This is a genomic window from Pseudomonas sp. TH21, from assembly GCF_016651025.1.
GTDB classification, from domain to species: Bacteria; Pseudomonadota; Gammaproteobacteria; order Pseudomonadales; family Pseudomonadaceae; genus Aquipseudomonas; species Aquipseudomonas aylmerensis.
The window spans coordinates 4,953,669-4,975,265 of record NZ_JAEKEQ010000001.1; the positions used below are offsets into that span (position 1 = coordinate 4,953,669).

The window sequence follows — 21,597 nt, forward strand, 5'->3', positions numbered from 1 at the left end:
ACCATGAATTACTTCCGCCTGTTACTGGCGGCGGCCGCCCTGAGCCTGCCTGTCGCCCCCGCTTTCGCAGCCGCCCCACCTGCCCCCGTAGAAGCCAGCGCCCCCGCGGAAACGGCTGAGCACTTTCTTGCATCACTCAAGCAGAAGACCGGCACCATCAGCCTGCCCAGCGGCATCGCCACGCTCAAGCTCAACGACGAGTTCTACTACCTCGACCCGGCCGACACCGAGCGCCTGCTGACCGATGGCTGGGGCAACCCGCCGGGCTTCAAGACCCTGGGCATGATCGTGCCGAAAGCCGTCAGCCCGCTGTCGGAGCGCGGCTGGGGCGTGATCGTCAGCTACAAGGCCGACGGGCACATTTCCGACGAGGATGCGGCGAAAATCGACTACGCCGACCTGCTCAAGCAAATGCAGGAAGAAGACGAAGCCGAGAACCAGGAACGCCAGAAACAAGGCTACGCGGGCCTGCACCTGCTGGGCTGGGCCGAGCCGCCGCGCTACGACGACACCACCCACAAGATGTACTGGGCCCGCGAACTGAAGGCCGACGACGCCGAGCAAACCACGCTCAACTACAGCATCCGTGTGCTGGGCCGTGAAGGCGTGCTGGAACTCAATGCCGTCGCCGCGATGGCCGATCTGTCCACGATCAAGCAGGAAATGCCCAAGGTCCTGGCCTTCACCAACTTCACCGACGGCAACCTCTACACCGACTTCAACCCGAAAACCGACAAGCTGGCCACTTACGGCCTCGCGGCATTGGTAGCCGGCGGGATTGCCGCCAAGGCCGGCTTGTTCGCCAAGATCGGCATCTTCCTGCTGGCGGCGAAGAAGTTTCTGGTGATCGGCGTCGTGGCGCTGCTCGCCGGTGTGCGCAAGCTGTTCAACCGCAACAAGGCCTGAAACCCGCACACAAAAACGCCGCTGCGTGCCAGGCACGCAGCGGCGTTCGGGAGGTCTCAGCGCGGCGGCGCGAGACGGCTGTATTGGCCCTGGCTGATCCAGCCGCTGAACGAACGGTCCTGGGCATTGATGAACTCGACCTGGGCCCAGCCATCCCTGACAGCCAGCACGCCCACCACATCACCCTTGACGATATACGGGCGCTTGGCGGCCTTGGCGCCAGGGGTTTTCTGCAAATACGCCTTGTCGGCGGCCACCGTGACCAGGCCGATCCAGTTTTTGCTGGCGGTCCGGGTCAGCTCCAGGCCGGTGGCAATCTCCGGCATCAGCACGTTCATGCAGCCGGGATGCTGGCGGCCCTGCTCCACCGTCAGGGTAACGCCGTCGGACGACGGGGCCACGCTGCCGGGGTAGGCTTCGTCGTGCCAGGTGGTCAGTGCGCCGGGCTGGCCTTGCAGGTAAAACGCGCAACTGCGGGTCACGCCCTCGCCCAGTTCCTCGGCGTAGAAACCTTCGACTTGATGGTCAGGCGTCACTGCCAACATCAGGCCCTCGTACTTGCCCGAATGCAACGCAGGGGTGCCAGCAAACGCAGGGGCAACCGCGCACAATGACAACACGCCGACAGCAAGAAAACGGATCATCTTATTTCTTCCTTTCAAATTCTTCGTAGGCTTTTTTCATAAGGACGTCATAGTTGCCGTAGTCCTCGCCGTTATAGTTGTAGGCCATGGCGGTAAAATCCTTGGCCTTCATTGCCTTCATCAGCGCCGGGCTCTTGCTGCAAAAACTCAAGTACGCTTTAAGTTGGTTACCGGCATTCACCTTTAATGCCGCGACGAATTCAAACACGGTCTTGTAACCGCACGATCCGAAGTTGAAGCCCATGACCTGAAACATCCCCCAGGACGCCGACATCAACGCCGCTTCCTGATCGAGGGCGAAGGCGGTCGCCATGGTTTCCCAGGCCTTGACCTGGTCCTTGTTGTTGACCTGCCACTGCGGCCCGGCTTTTCTCTTGTAGGGGTAAGACAGCAGCGGGTGCGCCTGGTCGTAGATATGATTGGTGTACTTGCGAAAGTGGTGCCCTTCGAAGGCGATGATCGGCAACTTGGCCGGCCCGAACCCAAAGCGCCCGCCAGACTCGATGGTCGCGAAAGCCTTGATCACATTCACCGAAATACCGTTGCCCAACTGCGTGGCGGCGTTCTGGAAGTCTGTATCGCTGAGCGTCATGCCCCCGTCGCACGTGGCCTGCATCATCAGTTGCCGGTTACGCCGCTCGGCCTCGATCGTCGCGCGAACGCGGTCCAGGTACACATTGACCGTCGCCTGCACTGCATCGCCCTGGTTATTGCCGAACGCATTCAAGAAGATGGGGATGCGCAGGGTCGGGAAGGCTTTGACCGGCACCTTCACCGCCTCTTCGATCAGACTGTTGAAGGTCCGGCCGGTGGGGTCGATCACGCCATCGGGGTGGGCATATTTAAGGTGGCGAAACTGATACTGGCTGATGCACTGCACCAACTGGCCGTCACACTTGCCGTTTTCGGCCAGTGGAAAGCCCATCTTGGGAATGATCAAGTTGAATAGATACTGGATGCACTGAACATCGGCGGGCAAGTTACGGGCTTTACCGGGAGCACCTACCGAAGCACTGATAAGACGGGGCAACCCTTGCAGGCTTTTCATCACAGACATCCTTGTGAGTTAAAGAAGTGATAGCACTTCAATATCATTGCGTGCTCTTGTCATAATCTGAAACAAGTAGCCGGCGCAAACTAGCAAGGTGGTTTTGGGTTGTCCAGAGTGAGTATTAAAACCTGTGAAAGAGCCCTCACCAGGGTGCCGTTAAACCCTGCAATGACCATTAAGCGAGGTATTTGCCGGCGCATTCGGCTACTGTCACGGGCGCATGACGCTCGTACCTGAAAACATTCAAGGATTGAAATGAAAGCCACCCTGCTTATCGTGTCGCTCGTAGCCCTGCTGGCCGGCTGCGCCTCCACACCGAAGCCCGACCTGTCACGCCCCTCCATCGCCGACACGCAGTCGGTGCAGTTCGCCGGCAAGACGTTTGTACTCAAATTCCGCAAACCGGGGCTGTGGGAGTTTTTCCCGCCGCAGGAAAGCGTCGATGCCTGGAGTGAAATGCTCGACTTCACCGTCGTCCCACGCGATCAGAACCGCTTCGAGCCGCTCGACCTGGGCAAACGCACCGTGCAACTCCACCAGCAGGAAAACCCGAACATGCCGGCGATCCTGACGACCGATAACAGGACCGGGGTCTTGTACCTGATGCTGTTCTTCCCCAAGTCACTGCGCAAGGATGGGCAGTTCTCTGAAATAAGCTTCTTCAAGTACTACAAGGACAGCGCCACCGACCAGATCATCATCTTTCACTTCGCCCGGAATATTCCCACACCGGATGACCCGGTAGAGAGCACGCAAAAGATGGGCGCGGAATTGGTGCCGACGTTCAAGGCCTTTCCACTGTATCGGCCATAAAGCGCGCAGCAGACATCGATTCGCCAATGGCGATTGGAACTGAAAGGATTTTTGAGGGGTGTTGCGGAAGAGCGTTATGGAGGCAACCCCACCAGCCACACCCCGGCACACAATGTTCCCGCTGTGGCTGCTGCCTTCCGGCTCTGACCAGGTTCACGGGTAATCGTTGCGGGGGGACCGATGGGGTCACCATAACGACGCTCGCCTCTCGGCAAGCCGCGCCATTGTACCGATCTCATCGGAAGTTACAACCGTTGGTGCCGGATTAAAAATATTCGATGGTTCAAGCACTTGTGTCCGCCCGCAGGAGCTGGCTTGCCGGCGCCTACAGGATCACCGCGTCGTCAGCGCGGCCGCCCTCTTCCTGGATGACCAGGTGAATGAAGTGCAGCTTGGCGATCACCGCAGGGGGTAGCACGAAGGGATAGAAATCCGGCTGCCCCATGCTGCGCGACAGTTCGTTGAGCATGCCGGCCAGTTCGATCCAGGCGTTGACGAACGACAGGAACGCAACACCGCCGGGATGCTCGGGGTCGTACAGGGTGGAGAGCGGGAATGGCTGGTAATCCAGGTCCATCTCGCGGGCGCTCATGCCGAAGCCCAGGGCGGTATCGACGGCGTCCATCATGTGCAAGTAGTGCGCCCAGGTTTCGGCCCAGTCTTCCCAGGGGTGCATGGTGGCGTAGGCACTGACGCAGGTTTGCTGCCAATCGGGGCGCGGGCCTTTCTGGTAGTGCTGGTCGAGGGCATCCGCGTAACTGGCGCGTTCGTCGCCGAACAGGTGGCGAAAAGGCTCCAGCCAGTGGCTATTGGCAATCAGGCGATCCCAATAATAATGGCCGACCTCGTGGCGAAAATGGCCGAGCAAGGTGCGATACGGTTCACGCATCTGCACGCGGATTTTCTCGCGGTGGGCGTCGTCGGCCTCCTTGATGTCGAGGGTGATCAGGCCGTTGGCATGGCCGGTCATCGGCGCATTGCCTTCCAGGTCGATGCCGACGAAGTCGAAGGCCAGGCCGTTGTCCTCATCCTCACTCTTGGGCACCACGCGCAGGCCGAGGCTGATCAATTGCGCCACCAGGCGGCGCTTGGCGGTCTCGACCTTGCGCCAGCGCTCGGGATTTTCCGCGATGGAAAGGTCGGGGATGGTGCGGTTGAGGCTGCAGGCCACGCACAGTGGCGCGGTGCTGTGGGCAGGGATCAGCCAGTTGCAGGCAGCCGGCGTGTCGAGGTTGGCGCAGCGGCGGAAGGCGCCGGCGTCAAGGTTGTCATCCTGCAGCCACGTGCCGGCGACGGGACCGGGTTGCAGGGAGGACAAGCGGCTTTGCTGCGGCTGGTAGCCGAGCACGGCCTGGCAGGCCAGGCACTGGCTGTTGCGAAAGAACAGCGATTGCCCGCAACGGCATTGCCACACCTTGCTATCGCGCGATGAGCCCGGCATGAACGGCGCGGCGATGCGCGAACTGAGTTGCTCGAAGTAGCGGAACATGGCGGTCTCTCCCTGGGTGACGAAGACTAGATCAATTCGCGCCGAAGAACGTTCCGAAAATATAACCATATCCTGCAGGAGCCCGGCTGCCGGCGATGGCGCACGTGAAGGCGCTACCGCCGGCAAGCCGGCCTCCTGCAGTGGAGGGGTGTCAGTCGACAGTGATGTTGTGCTTGGCCAGGAAGGCTACAAAGGCCTCTTCGTCCAGGACCTTCAGGCCCAGCTCGCTGGCCTTGGCCAGTTTCGATCCGGCGCCCGGCCCTGCCACCACGCAGTGGGTTTTCGCCGACACGGAACCGGCGACCTTGGCGCCCAGGCTTTCGAGCTTGTCCTTGGCCACGTCACGGCTCATCAGCTCCAGGGAGCCGGTGAGCACCCAGGTGTGACCGGCTTCTGGCAAGCCTTCGACCACCTTTTTCTCGCTCTGCCAGTGCATGCCGAAGTCTTTGAGCTGCTGCTCGATGGCCAGGGCGCGGTTGGCGTTGTCTTCGTTGTCGAAGAACTCGCGCACCGCCTTGGCCTGCTTCTCGGGCAGCGCCTGGCGCATGTCGAGCCAGTCGGCCTTGATCACGCCTTCGAGGCTGCCGAACTTGTCCGCGAGTTTCTGCGCGGCGCCCGGGCCCACACTCGGCACATGCAGCTTGTCGAGCAGACCACCCAGCGTGGTGCTGGCGGCGAACTCGGCGCTCAGCTCGCCTTGATCCTGCAGTTGCAGGCCGCATTCATCCGGCGACAGCAGCGCGCCGATCACGTCCTGGTTGTGGCTGTCCTCGAAGAAGCTGTGGATCTCGTGCGCCACTTCCAGGCCGACGTCCGGCAAGTACGTCAGCACTTCCGGCAAGGCCTTCTGCACCCGCTCAAGGGACGCCAGCGAGCGTGCCAGCACCTTGGCGGTCTCCTCGCCCACGTCGGGAATGCCCAGCGCGTAGATAAAGCGCGCCAGGGTCGGCGACTTGCTGTTTTCGATGGCGGTGATCAGCTTCTTGCTGGATATATCGGCAAAGCCTTCCAGGTCGATGATCTGCTCGTATTTGAGCTTGTAGAGGTCGGCCGGCGAACCGATGAGTTTTTCATCCACCAATTGCTCGATGGTCTTGTCGCCCAGACCGTCGATGTCCATGGCGCGGCGCGAGACAAAATGGATAATCGCCTGCTTGAGCTGCGCCCCACAGGCCAGGCGCCCAACGCAGCGGTATACCGCGCCTTCGCTGACGGTTTCCTTGCCCTTGCTGCGCTTGACCAGCTGCGTGCGCTCCACATGCGAGCCACACACCGGGCAACTCTCGGGGATCTGCACCGCGCGGGCGTTTTCCGGGCGGCGCTCGGGCACCACCGAGACCACCTGCGGAATCACGTCACCGGCGCGGCGGATGATCACCGTGTCACCGATCATCAGGCCCAGGCGCGCAACCTCATCCATGTTGTGCAGGGTGGCGTTGGATACAGTGACGCCCGCAACCTTGACCGGCTTCAAGCGCGCCACCGGGGTCACGGCGCCGGTGCGGCCGACCTGGAATTCCACATCGAGCAATTCAGTCAGCTCTTCCATGGCCGGGAATTTATGCGCGATCGCCCAACGCGGCTCACGCGCGCGAAAGCCCAGTTCACGCTGGGCAGCAATGCTGTTGACCTTGAACACCACACCGTCGATTTCGTACGCCAGGTTGTTACGCCGTTCACCAATGTCGTGGTAGTAAGCCAGGCATTCCTGGATACCCTTGGCCAGTTTCAACTCATGGCTGATGGGCATGCCCCATTTCTGCAACTGCTTGAGGTTGCCGATATGGGTGTCGCTGATATCCGCCGTCACCTGGCCAATGCCATAGCAGCAGAATTCCAGCGGGCGGCTGGCGGTGATCTTCGAGTCAAGCTGGCGCAGGCTGCCGGCCGCGGCGTTGCGCGGGTTGGCGAAGGTCTTGCCGCCGACTTCCAGCTGCCAGGCATTGAGCCGTTCGAAACCGGCCTTGGACATGAACACTTCACCGCGTACTTCGAGCGTCGCCGGCCAACCGCTGCCGTGCAGTTTCAGCGGGATATTACGCACGGTGCGCACGTTGACGCTGATGTCCTCGCCAGTCGTACCGTCGCCGCGCGTGGCGCCGCGCACCAACTCGCCATCCTGGTACAGCAGGCTGACCGCCAGCCCGTCCAGCTTCGGCTCGCAGCTGTACTCCACCGCCGCGCCGCCCCCAAACAGATCGCCCACCGGCAGGTCGAGCCCTTCGGTGACCCGCCGATCGAATTCGAGCATGGTGGTTTCATCGAAGGCGTTGCCCAGGCTGAGCATCGGAATTTCGTGGCGCACCTGGGTAAAGGCCGAGAGTGCCGCGCTGCCGACCCGCTGCGTCGGCGAATCACGCGTGACCAGCTCCGGGTGCTCGGCCTCCAGGGCCTTGAGCTCGTGGAACAGCCGGTCGTATTCGGCGTCCGGAATGCTCGGCTCGTCGAGGACGTGGTAACGGTAGTTGTGCTGATCCAGTTCAGCGCGCAGTTCGAGGATGCGGGTAGGGGCGGCGGTCATGGGTGTTCTCTCAGAAAGCAAAAGAGCAGCCGAAGCTGCTCAATATGTTAGTGCGCTTATTCTACTGACAACGCTGAGGACCAATCCTCAGCGTTTCTGTGTCAGTGCGCGACGCTCGAACTCGACGATGCGCTGACGGTAGTGTTCGATGGTCTGGGCGGTCAGGACGCTGCGCTGGTCGTCCTTGAGCTCGCCGTTGAGTTCCTGGGACAGCTTGCGGGCGGCGGCCACCATCACATCAAACGCCTGTTTGGGGTGACGCGGACCCGGCAGGCCGAGGAAGAAGCTCACGGCCGGCGTGCTGAACAGGTCGATATCATCCAGGTCGAAAGTGCCCGGCTTGACCGCATTGGCCATGGAGAACAGCACTTCGCCGTTACCGGCCATGCTTTCGTGACGGTGGAAGATGTCCATCTCGCCGAAACGCAGGCCGCTTTCGAGGATGTTCTGCAGCAGCGCCGGCCCCTTGAAGCCAGCGGCGTCGCGGCAGATCACGCTGATCACCAGCACTTCTTCGGCGGCCGGCTGATCGTTGACCGATTGGCGCGGGGCATTCTTGCCGACGTTTTCGTCCGGGAAGTCGTCGTCGCGGCTGCTGAAGCTCGGGCCTTCGTCCACATCCAGGTTGAGGTCGCCCTGATGTGGCTCGGCCACGGCAGGGTTGGCGCGCTTGCCACGCTTGGAGGACGGCTCGCGGGCTTCACGCACCGGCGCGCTCATCGACGGCAAGTCATGCTCGTCCAGTTGCGGTTCTTTATGGGTATCCAGCACACGGGGCGGCCCCAGCAGCTCGGCGCCGCCGTCGTCGTCGGGCAAGTTGGACAGGTTGCGGTCCAGACGGAATTTGAGCTTACCCTTGCCACCGCGCATGCGGCGCCAGCCATCAAAAAGAATACCGGCAATGACAATAATGCCGATGACGATCAGCCACTCGCGCAGACCGATTTCCATGTAATCCCGTGCCTCTAATAAAAAATGCTGAAAAATAAGGGGTTTAGCACCGTGCAAACCGCTTTAAAACGTGGCGCCAACTCTATGTTCTGACTGACGTTTTGCCCACGCATACGAAAAATTGACATTAAACTAGCACGACCAAAGATAACTTTACACAGTTGGCGCGAAATGTGTCGATTTGCCATCTTTCGACACGCTGATCGACCTCTTACACCCGCCGCCAACTGTGAGCTACAAGCTGCACGCTATAAGCCTCAAGCCTCAAGCCTCAAGCCTCAAGTACTTGCCGCCAGCCGCTGACAACTAGCAACTCGCCGCTAGGCGTCCACCATCGCCATCGCCTCTTCCACATCCACCGCGACCAATCGCGAACAACCGGGTTCGTGCATCGTCACGCCCATCAACTGATCGGCCATTTCCATGGCGATCTTGTTGTGGGTGATATAGATGAACTGCACCGTCTGGGACATTTCCTTGACCAGTCGTGCGTAACGTCCAACGTTAGCGTCATCCAGCGGGGCGTCAACTTCATCGAGCATGCAGAACGGCGCCGGATTCAACTTGAAGATGGCAAATACCAGGGCCAATGCGGTCAGGGCTTTCTCGCCGCCGGACAACAAATGGATGGTGCTGTTCTTCTTGCCGGGTGGCCGCGCCATGATCGTTACCCCTGTATCGAGTAGATCTTCGCCCGTCAGTTCCAAGTAAGCGCTGCCACCACCGAAAACTTTCGGGAATAACGCCTGTAAACCGCCATTAATCTGATCAAAGGTATCTTTGAAGCGATTACGGGTTTCCTTGTCGATCTTGCGGATCACGTTTTCCAGAGTGTCCAGGGCTTCGACCAGGTCGGCATCCTGGGCATCCAGATAACGTTTGCGCTCGGACTGTTGCTGGTACTCGTCGATGGCCGCGAGGTTGATCGCGCCGAGTCGCTGGATACGCGCGGCAATGCGTTCAAGTTCCTCTTCGGCTTCTTTTTCGTTGGCCTGGGCGGTCAGGGTGTTGAGCACGCCGTGCAGGTCGTAGCCGTCTTCGAGCAATTGGTCTTGCAGGGTCTTGCGACGCACGGTCAGGGCTTGCCATTCCATGCGCTGTTGTTCGAGTTGGCCGCGAATCAACTGGGATTGCTGCTCGGCCTGGGTCCGGCGCTTTTCGGCGTCGCGCAGTTCTCGGTCGGCGTCTTCGAGGGCGATCTGCGCGGTCTTGAGCTCTTCGTCGACGGTCATGCGCTTGTCGAGCAACTCTTCCAGCCTGAGCCGCAACTCTTCCAGCGGCGCTTCGCCCTCTTCGAGGTTGAGGCTCAGTTGCTCGCGCTTTTCGGTGAGGCGTTCGGACTGCATCTCCAGGCGCTCAAGGGCCTGGGCCGTCGACGCGTGCTGGGCGCGCAGCGAGCCGAGGCGCACCGCCAATTGATGCGCGTGATCTTTGTGCTGCCGGGCTTCCTGGCGGACGCGGTCAAGGCGCTCGCGCAGGCTGTCGCGCTGGGCCAGCAGCAGTTCGCGCTGTTCGGTGTCCAGCGCCATGCTGTCGAGGGCTTCCTGCAGTTGCAGGCGCGCTTCGCCGATCTGTTCGTGTTCGAGGGTGCGCTGCTCGCCCATCTCGGCGACTTCTTCGTCAAGACGGGTGCGGCGCAGGGTCAATTGTTCGACCTTGGCCTTGCTCGCCGACAGCTGGGCTTTCAATTCGCCCTGCTGGCGCGCTTCGTCCTGCAACAGCCGGCGCAGGTGTTCGCGGCCGGTCTCTTGCTGGCGCTGGGTGGCGCGCAGGGTTTGCAGTTCGGTCTCGAGGCTTTCCAGGGTGGCCTCGCGCTCTTCACGCTCGGCGATCAGGTTGACGATTTCCTGGCCACGGGCCAATACGCCGCTTTCCGCTTCACTGGCGCGGCGCACACGCAGAAAATGCCGGCCAACCCAATAGCCGTCGCGGCTGATCAGGCTTTCGCCGGCCGCCAGTTGACCGCGCTGCGCCAAGGCTTGCTCAAGGGATTCAACCGGCTTGACCTGCCCCAGCCACGGCGACAGATCAATCGCTGCCTCGACCTTATCCAGCAAACTGCCTGGCACCCGTGTGCCATCGGCGGCGGGGCTGAGCAGGCGCAGGTCACCCTGGGCAAACCGGGCCAGGTCGAAACCGCCAAAATCATCTACCAGCACCGCCTGCAGGTCGGCACCGAGCACGGTTTCCACCGCCAGCTCCCAACCGGCTTCGACCTTCAAGCCCTCGGCCAGGCGCGGGCGCTCGGCCAGATGCTGGTCGCGCAGCCACTCGGCGGTGCCGGTGCCTGGGTCCAGTGCGGCCTGCTGCAAGGCTTCGAGCGAGGCGAGCCGGCCGTTGAGCCGCTGCAAATCGCCCTGGGCCTGCTGCTGGGCCTGGGTCGCCTGTTGCAGTTGCTGACGCAATTGCTCCAGGCGCTCCACTTGTTGTTCTTCGCTGGCTTCCAGCTCCTCGAGGGTCATCTCGCTTTCGGCGAGTTGCTCGCTGAGCTCCATGATCGCCGCGTCTTCCGGATCGGCGGCGAGCAGCACGCGCTCTTCCTGCAGGCGACGCTGGCGCTCGGCCAGGCGCTCCATGCTGGTTTCCAGCTGCTGGATGCGCGACTGCTGCACCTCTGCCTGGCGGCGCGGCTCGGCGGATTGCAGGTTGAACGTGTCCCACTGCTCCTGCCAGCCGTGCATGGTGGTTTCGGAGTCTTCCAGCGCGGCGGCAGCTTCTTCGGCGGCGGCGTTGGTGATTTCCTGCTCGGGGGTGAGCATGTCCAGCTCTTCGCCGAGGGTCAGCAGCAACGTGCGGTCATGACCCAGGTGCGATTCGGTTTCCAGGCGCGCGCGTTCGGCTTCCTTCAGATCGTCCTGCAATTGGCGCAGACGCTGCTGGCCGTGCTGGATGCTCTGCTCGACGCGTGCGATGTCGCCCCCCACCGAGTAGAAGCGCCCCTGCACCAGATTGAAGCGCTCGGACAAGTCATGGTGGCCATCGCGCAGGCGCTCGATGCTCGCATCGGCATTGCGCTGCTCGGCCACCAGCGCTTCGAAGCTGATTTCCTGGGTGCCGATGATCGCTTCGCGCTGGCCGACCTGATCATTCAGCGCCTGCCAGCGCAGGGCCGAGAGTTGCGCCTTGAGCTGACGCTCCTCGCCCTTGTATTCCTGATACTTCTCGGCCGCCTGGGCCTGGCGGTGCAGGCGCTCCAACTGGCGCTCCAGCTCTTCGCGCAGGTCGGTCAGGCGGGCGAGGTTCTCGTGGGTGCGGCGAATGCGATTTTCGGTCTCGCGGCGGCGCTCCTTGTACTTGGAGATGCCGGCCGCCTCTTCGATAAAGTTACGCAGGTCTTCGGGCTTGGCTTCGATCAGCTTGGAGATCATGCCCTGCTCGATGATCGAGTAGCTGCGCGGGCCCAGGCCGGTGCCGAGGAAGATGTCGGTAATGTCGCGGCGACGGCACTTGGTGCCGTTGAGGAAGTAGCTGTTCTGGCTGTCGCGCGTCACTTTGCGGCGGATCGAGATTTCCGCGTAAGCCGCGTACTCGCCGATCAGGGTGCCATCGGAGTTATCGAACACCAGTTCGATGCTGGCCTGGCTCACCGGCTTGCGGCTGGTGGAGCCGTTGAAGATGACGTCGGTCATCGACTCGCCACGCAGGTTCTTGGCCGAGCTCTCGCCCATCACCCAGCGTACGGCGTCGATGATATTCGACTTGCCGCAGCCATTGGGCCCGACCACCGCCGCCATGTTACTGGGGAAGTTCACCGTGGTCGGGTCGACGAAGGATTTGAACCCCGCCAGTTTGATGCACTTGAGCCGCACGCTTAGGCGTCCGCCAACGCAGCGATGACCAACGAGCAACTGCGCTGGCCGTAGGCCGACAGCACCAGGCGAATCTGCGCCAGGTCACGGGCGAGTACCGCGGCGAGCAATTGCTCGAACAGCACGAGGTATTCACTCATGGAGGCCTTGCGTTGATCCAGCGCCAGGTAGTAGGCGCGGTTCATCGCCGGTTGCAGGTTCTCGACGGTTTCCTGCAGATACGGGTTGTTGGCAAAGGGGTACGCGGCGCGCATCACGTTGAAGCTTTCTTCGACGAAGGCGCGAATGTCCTGGCGCTCGAAGCTGGAGATCAGGCGTTGCTGGATCTGCAGGAACGGCGCCATGTCAGCCTGCACCTGCCAGCCCTGGGCCACCGCATTGCCGAGCAGGATGTACAGCTCGCCCATCAGTGTGCACAGGCTCTGGACCTTGTGTGCAGTGAGTTCGGTGACGTGGGCGCCCCGGCGCGGCAGGATCGCGATCAGGTGGCGACGCTCGAGGATCAGCAGGGCTTCACGCACGGAACCACGGCTGACATTGAGCGCCAGCGTGACTTTCTGTTCCTGGATCCGTTCCCCAGGCTTGAGATCGCCGCGAATGATACGTTCGGCGAGGTGGTGAGCGATTTGCTCGGCGAGACTGTCCGGCGCCTTGAACGTCATGTTTTCCCTTCAAAATCTTCTATCGGTACAAGCGCGGCAGTGTAGCGCAAATGCTGGCTGATGGCGCTGGGCCCACAAGCGCGAATTTGGCACGAAATAAGCAGCGCTGAAAAGGCAAAAGCCCCATAAAACGCCGGTTTCAGAAGACTGGACCATAATTGAAAGTGTTGTGATCGCAATTTCTTGACCTTCTGGTCAGAAAATCGTTGACCGAAAAGTCAGACATGACTAGATTCGGCGCAAAGCGGTTAACAACAATAATGAGTCTGCGAGGCCTTCCGTGATCCAGTTTTTACTTAACCAGGAACTCCGTAGCGAGCACGCCCTGGACCCCAACCTGACCGTGCTCAACTACTTGCGTGAGCACCTGGGCAAATCCGGCACCAAGGAAGGCTGCGCCAGCGGCGACTGCGGTGCGTGCACGGTGGTGGTCGGCGAACTGCACCGCGATGCCCAGGGTGCCGAGCAGATCCGCTATCGCAGCCTCAACTCGTGCCTGACTTTCGTCTCGTCCCTGCACGGCAAACAACTGATCAGCGTCGAAGACCTCAAGCATCAAGGCCAACTGCACAGCGTGCAAAAAGCCATGGTGGAGTGCCACGGTTCGCAATGCGGCTTTTGCACCCCGGGCTTTGTGATGTCGCTGTTCGCGCTGCAAAAAAACAGCGACGCGCCCGACAGCCAGAAAGCCCATGAAGCGCTGGCCGGTAATCTGTGCCGCTGCACCGGCTATCGGCCGATTCTGGCCGCCGCCGAACAGGCCTGCTGCAACAAGCCGGTGGACCAGTTCGACAGCCGCCAGGCCGAGACCATCGCCCGCCTCAAAGCCATCGCGCCGACGCAGACCGGCGAACTCAACAGTGGCGACAAACGCTGCCTGGTGCCCCTGACCGTCGCCGACCTGGCCGACCTCTACGACGCCTACCCGCAAGCCCGCCTGCTGGCCGGCGGCACCGACCTGGCGCTGGAAGTCACGCAGTTCCACCGCACGCTGCCGGTGATGATCTACGTCGGCAACATCGAAGAGATGAAGCGCATCGAAGACTTCGACGATCGCCTTGAAATCGGCGCCGCCACCGCCCTCTCCGACTGCTACACCGCGCTGCACCACGAATACCCGGATTTCGGCGACCTGCTGCACCGCTTCGCCTCGTTGCAGATCCGCAACCAGGGCACCCTCGGCGGCAATATCGGCAACGCCTCGCCGATTGGTGATTCACCGCCGCTGCTGATCGCGCTGGGCGCGCAGATCGTGTTGTGCAAAGGCGATGTGCGCCGCACGCTGGCGCTGGAAGATTATTTCATCGACTACCGCGTCACCGCCCGCCAGGACAGTGAGTTCATCGAGAAAATCATCGTGCCCAAGGGCCACGCACTGTTTCGCGCGTACAAGGTTTCCAAGCGCCTGGACGATGATATTTCCGCCGTCTGCGCCGCCTTCAATCTGAAGATCGACAACGGCGTGATCAGCCAAGCACGTGCCGCCTTCGGGGGCATGGCCGCCACGCCCAAACGCGCGAAAAGCTGCGAAGCCGCGTTGGTCGGCGCGACCTGGAATGCCGCCACGGTGGAGAAAGCCTGCGCCGCCCTGGCCGAGGATTTCACCCCGCTGTCGGACTTTCGCGCCAGCAAGGAATACCGCCTGCTCAGCGCCCAGAACCTGCTGCGCAAATACTTCATCGAACTGCAAACGCCGCATATCGAGACTCGGGTGACCGCTTATGTCTAACCATCACGTCGTGGTCAAAACCCAGGCCGAACTCGCCGAGCTGTTTGCCCAGGACCTCACCTCCGGGGTCGGCCGCAGCGTCAAGCATGACAGCGCCGCCAAGCACGTCAGCGGTGAAGCGCAGTACATCGATGACCGCCTGGAATTCCCCAACCAGTTGCACCTGTATGCACGCATGTCCGACCGCGCCCACGCCCGCATCGTCAGCATTGATACGGCGCCCTGCTACGCCTTCGACGGCGTGCGCATAGTCATCACCCATGAAGACGTGCCCGGCCTGAAGGACATCGGCCCGCTGATGCCCGGCGACCCGTTGCTGGCCATCGACACCGTGCAGTTCGTCGGCCAGGTGGTACTCGCCGTGGCCGCGCGTGACCTGGAGACCGCCCGCCAGGCGGCGATGGCGGCGGTGATCGAATACGAGGACCTCGAACCGGTGCTGGACGTGGTCGAAGCCTTTCGCAAAAAACATTTCGTGCTCGACAGCCACACCCACCAGCGCGGTGATTCGACGGGCGCCCTGGCGACCGCCAAAAACCGCATCCAGGGCACCCTGCATATCGGCGGCCAGGAACACTTCTACCTGGAAACCCAGATCTCCTCGGTGATGCCCACCGAAGACGGAGGCATGATTGTCTACTGCTCCACGCAGAACCCCACCGAAGTGCAGAAACTGGTGGCCGAAGTGCTCGACGTGTCGATGAACAAAATCGTCGTCGACATGCGCCGCATGGGCGGCGGTTTCGGCGGTAAGGAAACCCAGGCCGCCAGCCCGGCATGCCTGTGTGCCGTAGTCGCGCGCCTCACCGGCCAGCCGACCAAGATGCGCCTGCCGCGCGTCGAAGACATGCTGATGACCGGCAAGCGCCACCCTTTCTACATCGAATACGACGTGGGCTTCGACGACAGCGGGCGCCTGCACGGGATCAACCTGGAACTGGCAGGTAACTGCGGTTGCTCGCCGGACCTGTCGAACTCGATCGTCGACCGCGCGATGTTCCACGCCGACAACTCGTATTACCTGGGCGATGCCACGGTCAACGGCCATCGCTGCAAGACCAACACCGCGTCCAACACCGCCTATCGCGGTTTCGGCGGCCCGCAAGGGATGGTCGCCATCGAGGAAGTGATGGACGCCATCGCCCGTCACCTGGCGCTGGACCCGCTGGCCGTGCGCAAGGCCAACTACTACGGCAAGACCGAGCGCAACGTCACGCATTACTACCAGACCGTCGAGCACAACATGCTCGAAGAGATGACCGCCGAGCTTGAAGCCAGCAGCCAATACGCCGAGCGCCGCGAAGCGATTCGCCTGTACAACGCCCACAGCCCGATCCTGAAAAAAGGCCTGGCGCTGACCCCGGTCAAGTTCGGTATTTCGTTTACCGCAAGCTTCCTCAACCAGGCCGGCGCGTTGATCCATATCTACACGGACGGCAGCATCCACCTCAACCACGGCGGCACCGAGATGGGCCAGGGCTTGAACACCAAGGTCGCGCAAGTGGTGGCCGAAGTGTTCCAGGTCGAAATCGACCGTGTGCAGATCACCGCCACCAACACCGACAAAGTGCCCAACACCTCGCCGACCGCCGCCTCCAGCGGTGCCGACCTGAACGGCAAGGCCGCGCAGAACGCTGCCGAAACCATCAAGCAGCGCCTGGTGGAATTCGCCGCGCGCAAGTACGACGTGAGCGAAGCGGACGTGGAATTCCATAACGGCCATGTGCGCGTGCGTGACCAGATCCTGACCTTTGAGGCGCTGATCCAGCAGGCGTATTTCGCCCAGGTGTCGCTGTCGAGCACCGGCTTCTACAAGACCCCGAAAATCTTCTACGACCGCAGCCAGGCGCGCGGTCGGCCGTTCTACTACTTCGCGTTCGGCGCGGCGTGCTGCGAAGTGATCGTCGACACCCTGACCGGCGAGTACAAGATGCTGCGCACCGACATCCTCCACGACGTGGGCGCCTCGCTGAACCCGGCCATCGACATCGGCCAGGTCGAAGGCGGCTTTATCCAGGGCATGGGCTGGCTGACCATGGAGGAGCTGGTGTGGAACAACAAGGGCAAGCTGATGACCAACGGCCCGGCCAGCTACAAGATCCCGGCCGTCGCCGACATGCCGCTGGACCTGCGCGTGAAGCTGGTGGAAAACCGCAAGAACCCGGAAGACACGGTGTTCCATTCCAAGGCCGTGGGCGAGCCGCCGTTCATGCTCGGGATTGCTTCGTGGTGTGCGATCAAGGACGCCGTGGCGAGCCTGGGTGACTATCGCCATCAGCCGCAGATCGATGCGCCGGCGACGCCGGAGCGCGTGTTGTGGGGGTGTGAGCAAATGCGCCAACTGACTGCCACAAAAGCTGTGGAAACGCAAACCGAGCTGGCTTCGCTTTAGACCCAGGCGCTGCCATCGCGGGCAAGCCCGGCTCCCACATGTTGATGTGTGAACCCAATCAAATGTGGGAGCTGGCTTGCCTGCGATAGCGGTTGGACTGACAACAGAGATGTTGAGGTAATCATGAACTACTGGATCAGCGCCCTCGCCGACCTGCAGAACCGCGGTGAACCCTGCGTACTGGTGACCATCATCGAAGAGCTCGGCTCCACGCCGCGCAATGCGGGCTCGAAGATGGTCATCAGCGCCGCGCAGACCTTCGACACCATCGGCGGCGGCCATCTGGAATACAAGGCGATGCAGATCGCCCGCGACATGCTCGTACGTGGCCAGCAGAACACCCATCTGGAACGCTTCAGTCTGGGTGCCAGCCTCGGCCAGTGCTGCGGTGGCGTGACCGTGCTGCTGTTCGAACCCATGGGCCAGGTGCAGGCGCAGATCGCCGTGTTCGGCGCCGGCCATGTCGGCCGCGCGCTGGTGCCCCTGCTGGCGAGCCTGCCGTGCCGGGTGCGCTGGATTGACTCCCGTGACCAGGAGTTTCCGGAACATATCCCCGAAGGCGTGCGTAAAATCGTCAGCGAAGAGCCGGTCGACGAAATTGCCGACCTGCCGGTGGGCAGTTACTGCATCGTCATGACCCACAATCACGCGCTGGACCTGGAACTGACCGCCGCCCTGCTCAAGCGCAATGACTTCACCTACTTCGGCCTGATCGGTTCGAAGACCAAACGCGTCAAGTTCGAACACCGCCTGCGTGATCGCGGTTTTGATACCGCGCAACTGCAGCGTATGCATTGCCCGATGGGCCTCACCGAGGTGAAGGGTAAATTGCCAGTGGAGATCGCGATCTCCATCGCCGGCGAAATCATCGCCACCTATAACGCCAACTTCGGCCAGCACACTGCGAGCGCCGAACCGATTGCCAAACTGCTGCCGGCCTCGCGCCGCAGCCAAGCTTTGACTTCTTTTGCCAAGAATTGAGATGACCATGCCTTTGACTCGCAAAGCCTACCGTGCCGCCATTCTGCACAGCCTCGCCGACCCCGCTATCGTTGGGATCGAAGCCTCCTACGAGTATTTCGAGGATGGCCTGCTGGTGATTGAAAACGGTCGGATCAGTGCAGTTGGCCATGCCAGCGACGTGCTGCCGACATTGCCCGCCGATATCGAAATCACTCATTACCAGGACGCGCTGATCACCCCGGGCCTGATCGACACCCATATCCACCTGCCGCAGACCGGCATGGTCGGCGCCTATGGCGAGCAATTGCTCGACTGGCTCAACACCTACACGTTCCCGTGCGAAAGCCAGTTCGCCGACAAGGCCCACGCCGAAGAAGTCGCGGATATCTTTATCAAGGAATTGCTGCGCAACGGCACCACCACCGCGCTGGTGTTCGGCAGTGTGCACCCGCAGTCAGTGAATGCGTTTTTCGAAGCCGCCGAGAAACTCGACCTGCGCATGATCGCCGGCAAGGTGATGATGGACCGCAATGCCCCGGACTACCTCACCGACACCGCCGAGTCCGGTTACCAGGAAAGCAAGGCGCTGATCGAGCGCTGGCATGGCAAGGGCCGTTTGCACTACGCCGTGACGCCACGTTTCGCACCGACCAGTACACCGCAACAGCTGACCCTCGCAGGGCAGTTGCTGAGCGAATACCCGGACCTCTACATGCAGACTCACATCAGTGAGAACAAGCAGGAAATCGAGTGGGTGAAGGCGCTGTTCCCGGAGCGCAACGGCTACCTGGATGTGTACGACCATTACAAATTGCTCGGCGAGCGCTCGGTGTTTGCCCACGGCGTGCACTTGTGTGACGACGAGTGTGCGCGGCTGGCGGAGACGGGCTCGGCGGTCGCGTTCTGCCCGACCTCGAACTTCTTCCTCGGCAGTGGCCTGTTCAACCTGCCGATGGCGGAGAAGCACAACCTGAATGTGGGCCTGGGCACGGACGTGGGCGGCGGCACCAGCTTTTCGCTGCTGCAGACCTTGAACGAAGCGTACAAGGTCATGCAGTTGCAGGGCGCACGCTTGAGCCCGTTCAAGTCGCTGTACCTGGCCACGTTGGGTGGCGCGAAGGCACTGCGCCTGGAAGACAAGATCGGCACGTTGCAGCCCGGCACCGATGCGGATTTCCTGGTGCTGGATTACAACGCCACACCGCTGCTGAGCTATCGCCTGAAGCAGGCCCAGAACATTGCCGAGACGTTGTTTGTGCTGATGACGCTGGGGGATGATCGGACGGTGTTGCAGACGTATGCGGCTGGCCAGCTCGTGCATCAACGCTGATCCTGACCACACCGCAAAACAAATGTGGGAGCGGGCTTGCTCGCGAAGGCGGAGTGTCAGTCCCTGGATAGGCTGACTGTTCCACCGCTTTCGCGAGCAAGCCCGCTCCCACATTTTGTTAGTGGTGAGCTTGGCACATCAGAGCTTGACCGAAGAGCGCCCCGGCTTCTTGGTCTGCAACAAATGCGAAAACACCGCATGCAAATCATCCGACGCGCTTTCCTCATCGAGGTTGAGCTTGCTGTCGATGTGGTCCATGTGGTGCATCATCAAATTCACTGCCAACCCTGCATCGCGCGCTTCGATCGCGTCGATCAACTGCGTGTGCTCATCGTAGGAACAGTGCGAGCGGTTGCCGCTTTCGTACTGGGCGATGATCAACGAGGTCTGGGACACCAGGCTGCGCTGGAAGCTGATCAGTGGCGCATTCTTCGCCGCTTCGGCCAGCTTGAGGTGGAACTCGCCGGAGAGGCGGATGCCGGCACCGCGATCGCCACGAGAGAAGCTGTCGCGCTCGTCGTTGACCATCTGACGCAGCTCGGCCAATTGTTCGGCCGTGGCGTGCTGCACTGCCAGCTCGGTAATCGCCCGCTCCACCAGGCGCCGGGCCAGGAACACCTGGCGCGCTTCTTCGACACTGGGGCTGGCCACCACCGCACCCCGATTGGGCCGCAGCAACACCACGCCTTCATGGGCCAGGCGCGAGAGTGCGCGGCGAATGATGGTGCGGCTGACGCCGAAGATTTCGCCCAGTGCCTCTTCACTCAACTTGGTTCCGGGCGCCAGGCGTTGTTCGAGGATCGCTTCGAAGATATGCGCGTAGACGATATCGTCCTGGGTTCCGCTGCGACCGGCCTTGCCGGCTCGCGGTTGTTTCTTGAGAGGTTGCAACTGTTCGTTCATGGGCACTCGGGTTTGGAGAACGGCGGCGAATTAAGGGTAATACGGCAACAGCGGGTCGCTGGCAAGTATCACCTAAAAACAGGGCACATTGTACACAACCCAAAGCGCCAACACACTGTACGGCTGTTTGCGGTCGCGGCTGTATTGCAATGAAACATTACGTTTGAGTTTAGGCTTGAAACCGTGCCGTTACCGGCAAAACCCAGGTAAAAGGATCACCTTTCCATGAACGACGCCACCCAAGCGCCTTTGCGCCCGCTGGCCGACACTTCTGCGTCGGCCGTCGTCGCCGGCTTCATCGCCATGATGACCGGCTACACCAGCTCCCTGGTCCTGATGTTCCAGGCCGGCCAGGCCGCCGGCTTGACCACGGCGCAGATTTCTTCGTGGATATGGGCGATTTCCATTGGCATGGCGGTGTGCAGCATCGGCTTGTCGCTGCGCTACCGCACACCGATCACCATCGCCTGGTCCACCCCCGGCGCCGCGCTGCTGATCACCAGCCTGGGCGGCGTGAGTTATGGCGAAGCCATCGGTGCCTACATCACCTGCGCGGTGCTGGTGACGCTCTGCGGGCTGACGGGCAGCTTCGAAAAGCTCGTCAAGCGCATCCCGGCGTCACTCGCAGCGGCCCTGCTCGCCGGCATCCTGTTCAAGATCGGCAGCGAGATCTTCGTCGCCGCGCAGCACCGCACCGGCCTGGTATTGGGGATGTTTTTCACGTACCTGATCATCAAGCGCCTGTCGCCACGCTATGCGGTGCTGGCCGCGCTGGTGATCGGCAGCGTGCTTTCCGGCTTGATGGGACTCCTGGATTTCAGCGGCTTTCATCTCGAAGTGGCAACGCCGGTATGGACCACGCCGCACTTCTCGTTGGCGGCGACGATCAGTATCGGCATCCCGCTGTTCGTGGTGGCGATGACCTCGCAGAACATGCCCGGCGTCGCCGTGTTGCGCGCCGACGGCTACAACGTGCCGGCCTCGCCGCTGATCACCGCAACCGGCCTGGCCTCGCTGGTGCTGGCACCGTTCGGCTCCCACGGCATCAACCTGGCGGCGATCAGCGCGGCGATCTGCACCGGGCCGCATGCCCACGAAGACCGTAACAAGCGCTACACGGCGGCGGTTTGGTGTGGTGTGTTCTACGGGATTGCCGGGGTATTCGGCGCGACGCTGGCGGCGTTGTTTGCAGCCTTGCCCAAGGAGCTGGTGCTGTCGATTGCGGCCCTGGCGCTGTTTGGCTCGATCATCAACGGCTTGAGCATCGCCATGAATGAGCCGAAGGAACGCGAAGCGGCGCTGATCACCTTTATGGTCACTGCGTCGGGGTTGACGTTGTTTTCGATCGGTTCGGCGTTCTGGGGGATTGTGGCGGGGGTGTTGACGCTGCTGATCCTGAATTGGCGCAAGGCCTGATTGCTTAAATGCCAGGAA

General features: G+C 61.7%; 15 protein-coding genes and 1 other RNA gene. 7 read left to right on the forward strand and 9 right to left on the reverse strand.

What is annotated here, in order from left to right; genetic code table 11:
- Positions 1–3: 3 nt before the first annotated feature.
- Positions 4–906: a DUF2167 domain-containing protein gene (locus JFU04_RS21800; RefSeq protein WP_065909570.1), complete on the forward strand. Its 903-nt coding sequence runs from the start codon at positions 4–6 to the stop codon at positions 904–906.
- Between the two features lie 56 nt (positions 907–962).
- On the opposite strand, the gene JFU04_RS21805 is transcribed toward JFU04_RS21800, so the two are convergent.
- Together JFU04_RS21805 and JFU04_RS21810 are read right to left on the reverse strand one after the other, a co-directional pair.
- Complete coding sequence (locus JFU04_RS21805; RefSeq protein ID WP_201145697.1) at positions 963–1,550, reverse strand: hypothetical protein; 588 nt, start codon at positions 1,548–1,550, stop codon at positions 963–965.
- A 1-nt stretch (position 1,551) separates the two neighbouring features.
- Positions 1,552–2,598, reverse strand: a complete 1,047-nt coding sequence (locus JFU04_RS21810) for an N-acetylmuramidase family protein (protein WP_201145698.1) — start codon at positions 2,596–2,598, stop codon at positions 1,552–1,554.
- 258 nt (positions 2,599–2,856) lie between these two features.
- On the opposite strand from JFU04_RS21810, the gene JFU04_RS21815 reads away from it, so the two are divergent.
- Positions 2,857–3,414, forward strand: a complete 558-nt coding sequence (locus tag JFU04_RS21815) for a hypothetical protein (RefSeq protein ID WP_201145699.1) — start codon at positions 2,857–2,859, stop codon at positions 3,412–3,414.
- An 86-nt stretch (positions 3,415–3,500) separates the two neighbouring features.
- Here JFU04_RS21815 and ffs read toward each other — a convergent pair.
- From ffs to JFU04_RS21845, 6 genes are all read right to left on the reverse strand, one after another.
- Positions 3,501–3,597: signal recognition particle sRNA small type (ffs, locus tag JFU04_RS21820), an RNA gene on the reverse strand.
- A 142-nt stretch (positions 3,598–3,739) separates the two neighbouring features.
- Entirely contained in the window at positions 3,740–4,903 is a 1,164-nt protein-coding gene (locus JFU04_RS21825) for a zinc-binding metallopeptidase family protein (protein ID WP_201145700.1), read from the reverse strand.
- 151 nt (positions 4,904–5,054) lie between these two features.
- The gene (gene ligA, locus JFU04_RS21830) at positions 5,055–7,424 is read right to left on the reverse strand and encodes an NAD-dependent DNA ligase LigA (protein ID WP_201145701.1); all 2,370 of its coding nucleotides are present in this window, start codon (positions 7,422–7,424) and stop codon (positions 5,055–5,057) included.
- Positions 7,425–7,511: 87 nt separating this feature from the next.
- Entirely contained in the window at positions 7,512–8,375 is an 864-nt protein-coding gene (zipA, locus tag JFU04_RS21835) for a cell division protein ZipA (RefSeq protein WP_065909559.1), read from the reverse strand.
- 320 nt (positions 8,376–8,695) lie between these two features.
- On the reverse strand, positions 8,696–12,184 hold the full coding sequence (smc, locus tag JFU04_RS21840) for a chromosome segregation protein SMC (RefSeq protein WP_201145702.1): 3,489 nt from the start codon (positions 12,182–12,184) through the stop codon (positions 8,696–8,698).
- A 2-nt stretch (positions 12,185–12,186) separates the two neighbouring features.
- Positions 12,187–12,846 carry a GntR family transcriptional regulator gene (locus JFU04_RS21845; protein WP_065909555.1) on the reverse strand — a complete coding sequence of 220 codons (660 nt, stop codon included), beginning with the start codon at positions 12,844–12,846 and terminating at the stop codon, positions 12,187–12,189.
- 280 nt (positions 12,847–13,126) lie between these two features.
- Here JFU04_RS21845 and xdhA point away from each other — a divergent pair, with 280 nt between their 5' ends.
- From xdhA to guaD, 4 genes are all read left to right on the forward strand, one after another.
- Positions 13,127–14,575 (forward strand): xanthine dehydrogenase small subunit, encoded by a 1,449-nt coding sequence (xdhA, locus tag JFU04_RS21850; RefSeq protein ID WP_106802953.1) that lies wholly within the window; start codon positions 13,127–13,129, stop codon positions 14,573–14,575.
- Positions 14,568–16,967 (forward strand): xanthine dehydrogenase molybdopterin binding subunit, encoded by a 2,400-nt coding sequence (gene xdhB, locus JFU04_RS21855; protein ID WP_201145703.1) that lies wholly within the window; start codon positions 14,568–14,570, stop codon positions 16,965–16,967. The genes xdhA and xdhB overlap by 8 nt, the downstream gene beginning before the upstream one ends.
- Before the next feature lie 123 nt (positions 16,968–17,090).
- Complete coding sequence (gene xdhC / locus JFU04_RS21860) at positions 17,091–17,948, forward strand: xanthine dehydrogenase accessory protein XdhC (protein ID WP_065909550.1); 858 nt, start codon at positions 17,091–17,093, stop codon at positions 17,946–17,948.
- Between the two features lie 7 nt (positions 17,949–17,955).
- On the forward strand, positions 17,956–19,260 hold the full coding sequence (gene guaD / locus JFU04_RS21865; protein WP_106805611.1) for a guanine deaminase: 1,305 nt from the start codon (positions 17,956–17,958) through the stop codon (positions 19,258–19,260).
- A gap of 138 nt (positions 19,261–19,398) precedes the next feature.
- On the opposite strand, the gene JFU04_RS21870 is transcribed toward guaD, so the two are convergent.
- Positions 19,399–20,163: a GntR family transcriptional regulator gene (locus tag JFU04_RS21870; RefSeq protein WP_017477154.1), complete on the reverse strand. Its 765-nt coding sequence runs from the start codon at positions 20,161–20,163 to the stop codon at positions 19,399–19,401.
- Between the two features lie 225 nt (positions 20,164–20,388).
- On the opposite strand from JFU04_RS21870, the gene JFU04_RS21875 reads away from it, so the two are divergent.
- The gene (locus JFU04_RS21875; RefSeq protein WP_106802952.1) at positions 20,389–21,579 is read left to right on the forward strand and encodes a benzoate/H(+) symporter BenE family transporter; all 1,191 of its coding nucleotides are present in this window, start codon (positions 20,389–20,391) and stop codon (positions 21,577–21,579) included.
- The last annotated feature ends 18 nt before the right edge of the window (positions 21,580–21,597 follow it).

Bases quoted from the DNA above. Each gene is read 5' to 3' on its own strand.
- JFU04_RS21800 (WP_065909570.1), top strand. From the start codon at position 4: ATGAATTACTTCCGCCTGTTACTGGCGGCGGCCGCCCTGAGCCTGCCT.
- JFU04_RS21870 (WP_017477154.1), bottom strand. From the start codon at position 20,163: ATGAACGAACAGTTGCAACCTCTCAAGAAACAACCGCGAGCCGGCAAG.
- ligA (WP_201145701.1), bottom strand. From the start codon at position 7,424: ATGACCGCCGCCCCTACCCGCATCCTCGAACTGCGCGCTGAACTGGAT.
- JFU04_RS21815 (WP_201145699.1), top strand. From the start codon at position 2,857: ATGAAAGCCACCCTGCTTATCGTGTCGCTCGTAGCCCTGCTGGCCGGC.
- zipA (WP_065909559.1), bottom strand. From the start codon at position 8,375: ATGGAAATCGGTCTGCGCGAGTGGCTGATCGTCATCGGCATTATTGTC.
- xdhB (WP_201145703.1), top strand. From the start codon at position 14,568: ATGTCTAACCATCACGTCGTGGTCAAAACCCAGGCCGAACTCGCCGAG.
- JFU04_RS21825 (WP_201145700.1), bottom strand. From the start codon at position 4,903: ATGTTCCGCTACTTCGAGCAACTCAGTTCGCGCATCGCCGCGCCGTTC.
- JFU04_RS21875 (WP_106802952.1), top strand. From the start codon at position 20,389: ATGAACGACGCCACCCAAGCGCCTTTGCGCCCGCTGGCCGACACTTCT.
- xdhC (WP_065909550.1), top strand. From the start codon at position 17,091: ATGAACTACTGGATCAGCGCCCTCGCCGACCTGCAGAACCGCGGTGAA.
- JFU04_RS21810 (WP_201145698.1), bottom strand. From the start codon at position 2,598: ATGAAAAGCCTGCAAGGGTTGCCCCGTCTTATCAGTGCTTCGGTAGGT.
- guaD (WP_106805611.1), top strand. From the start codon at position 17,956: ATGCCTTTGACTCGCAAAGCCTACCGTGCCGCCATTCTGCACAGCCTC.
- JFU04_RS21805 (WP_201145697.1), bottom strand. From the start codon at position 1,550: ATGATCCGTTTTCTTGCTGTCGGCGTGTTGTCATTGTGCGCGGTTGCC.
- JFU04_RS21845 (WP_065909555.1), bottom strand. From the start codon at position 12,846: ATGACGTTCAAGGCGCCGGACAGTCTCGCCGAGCAAATCGCTCACCAC.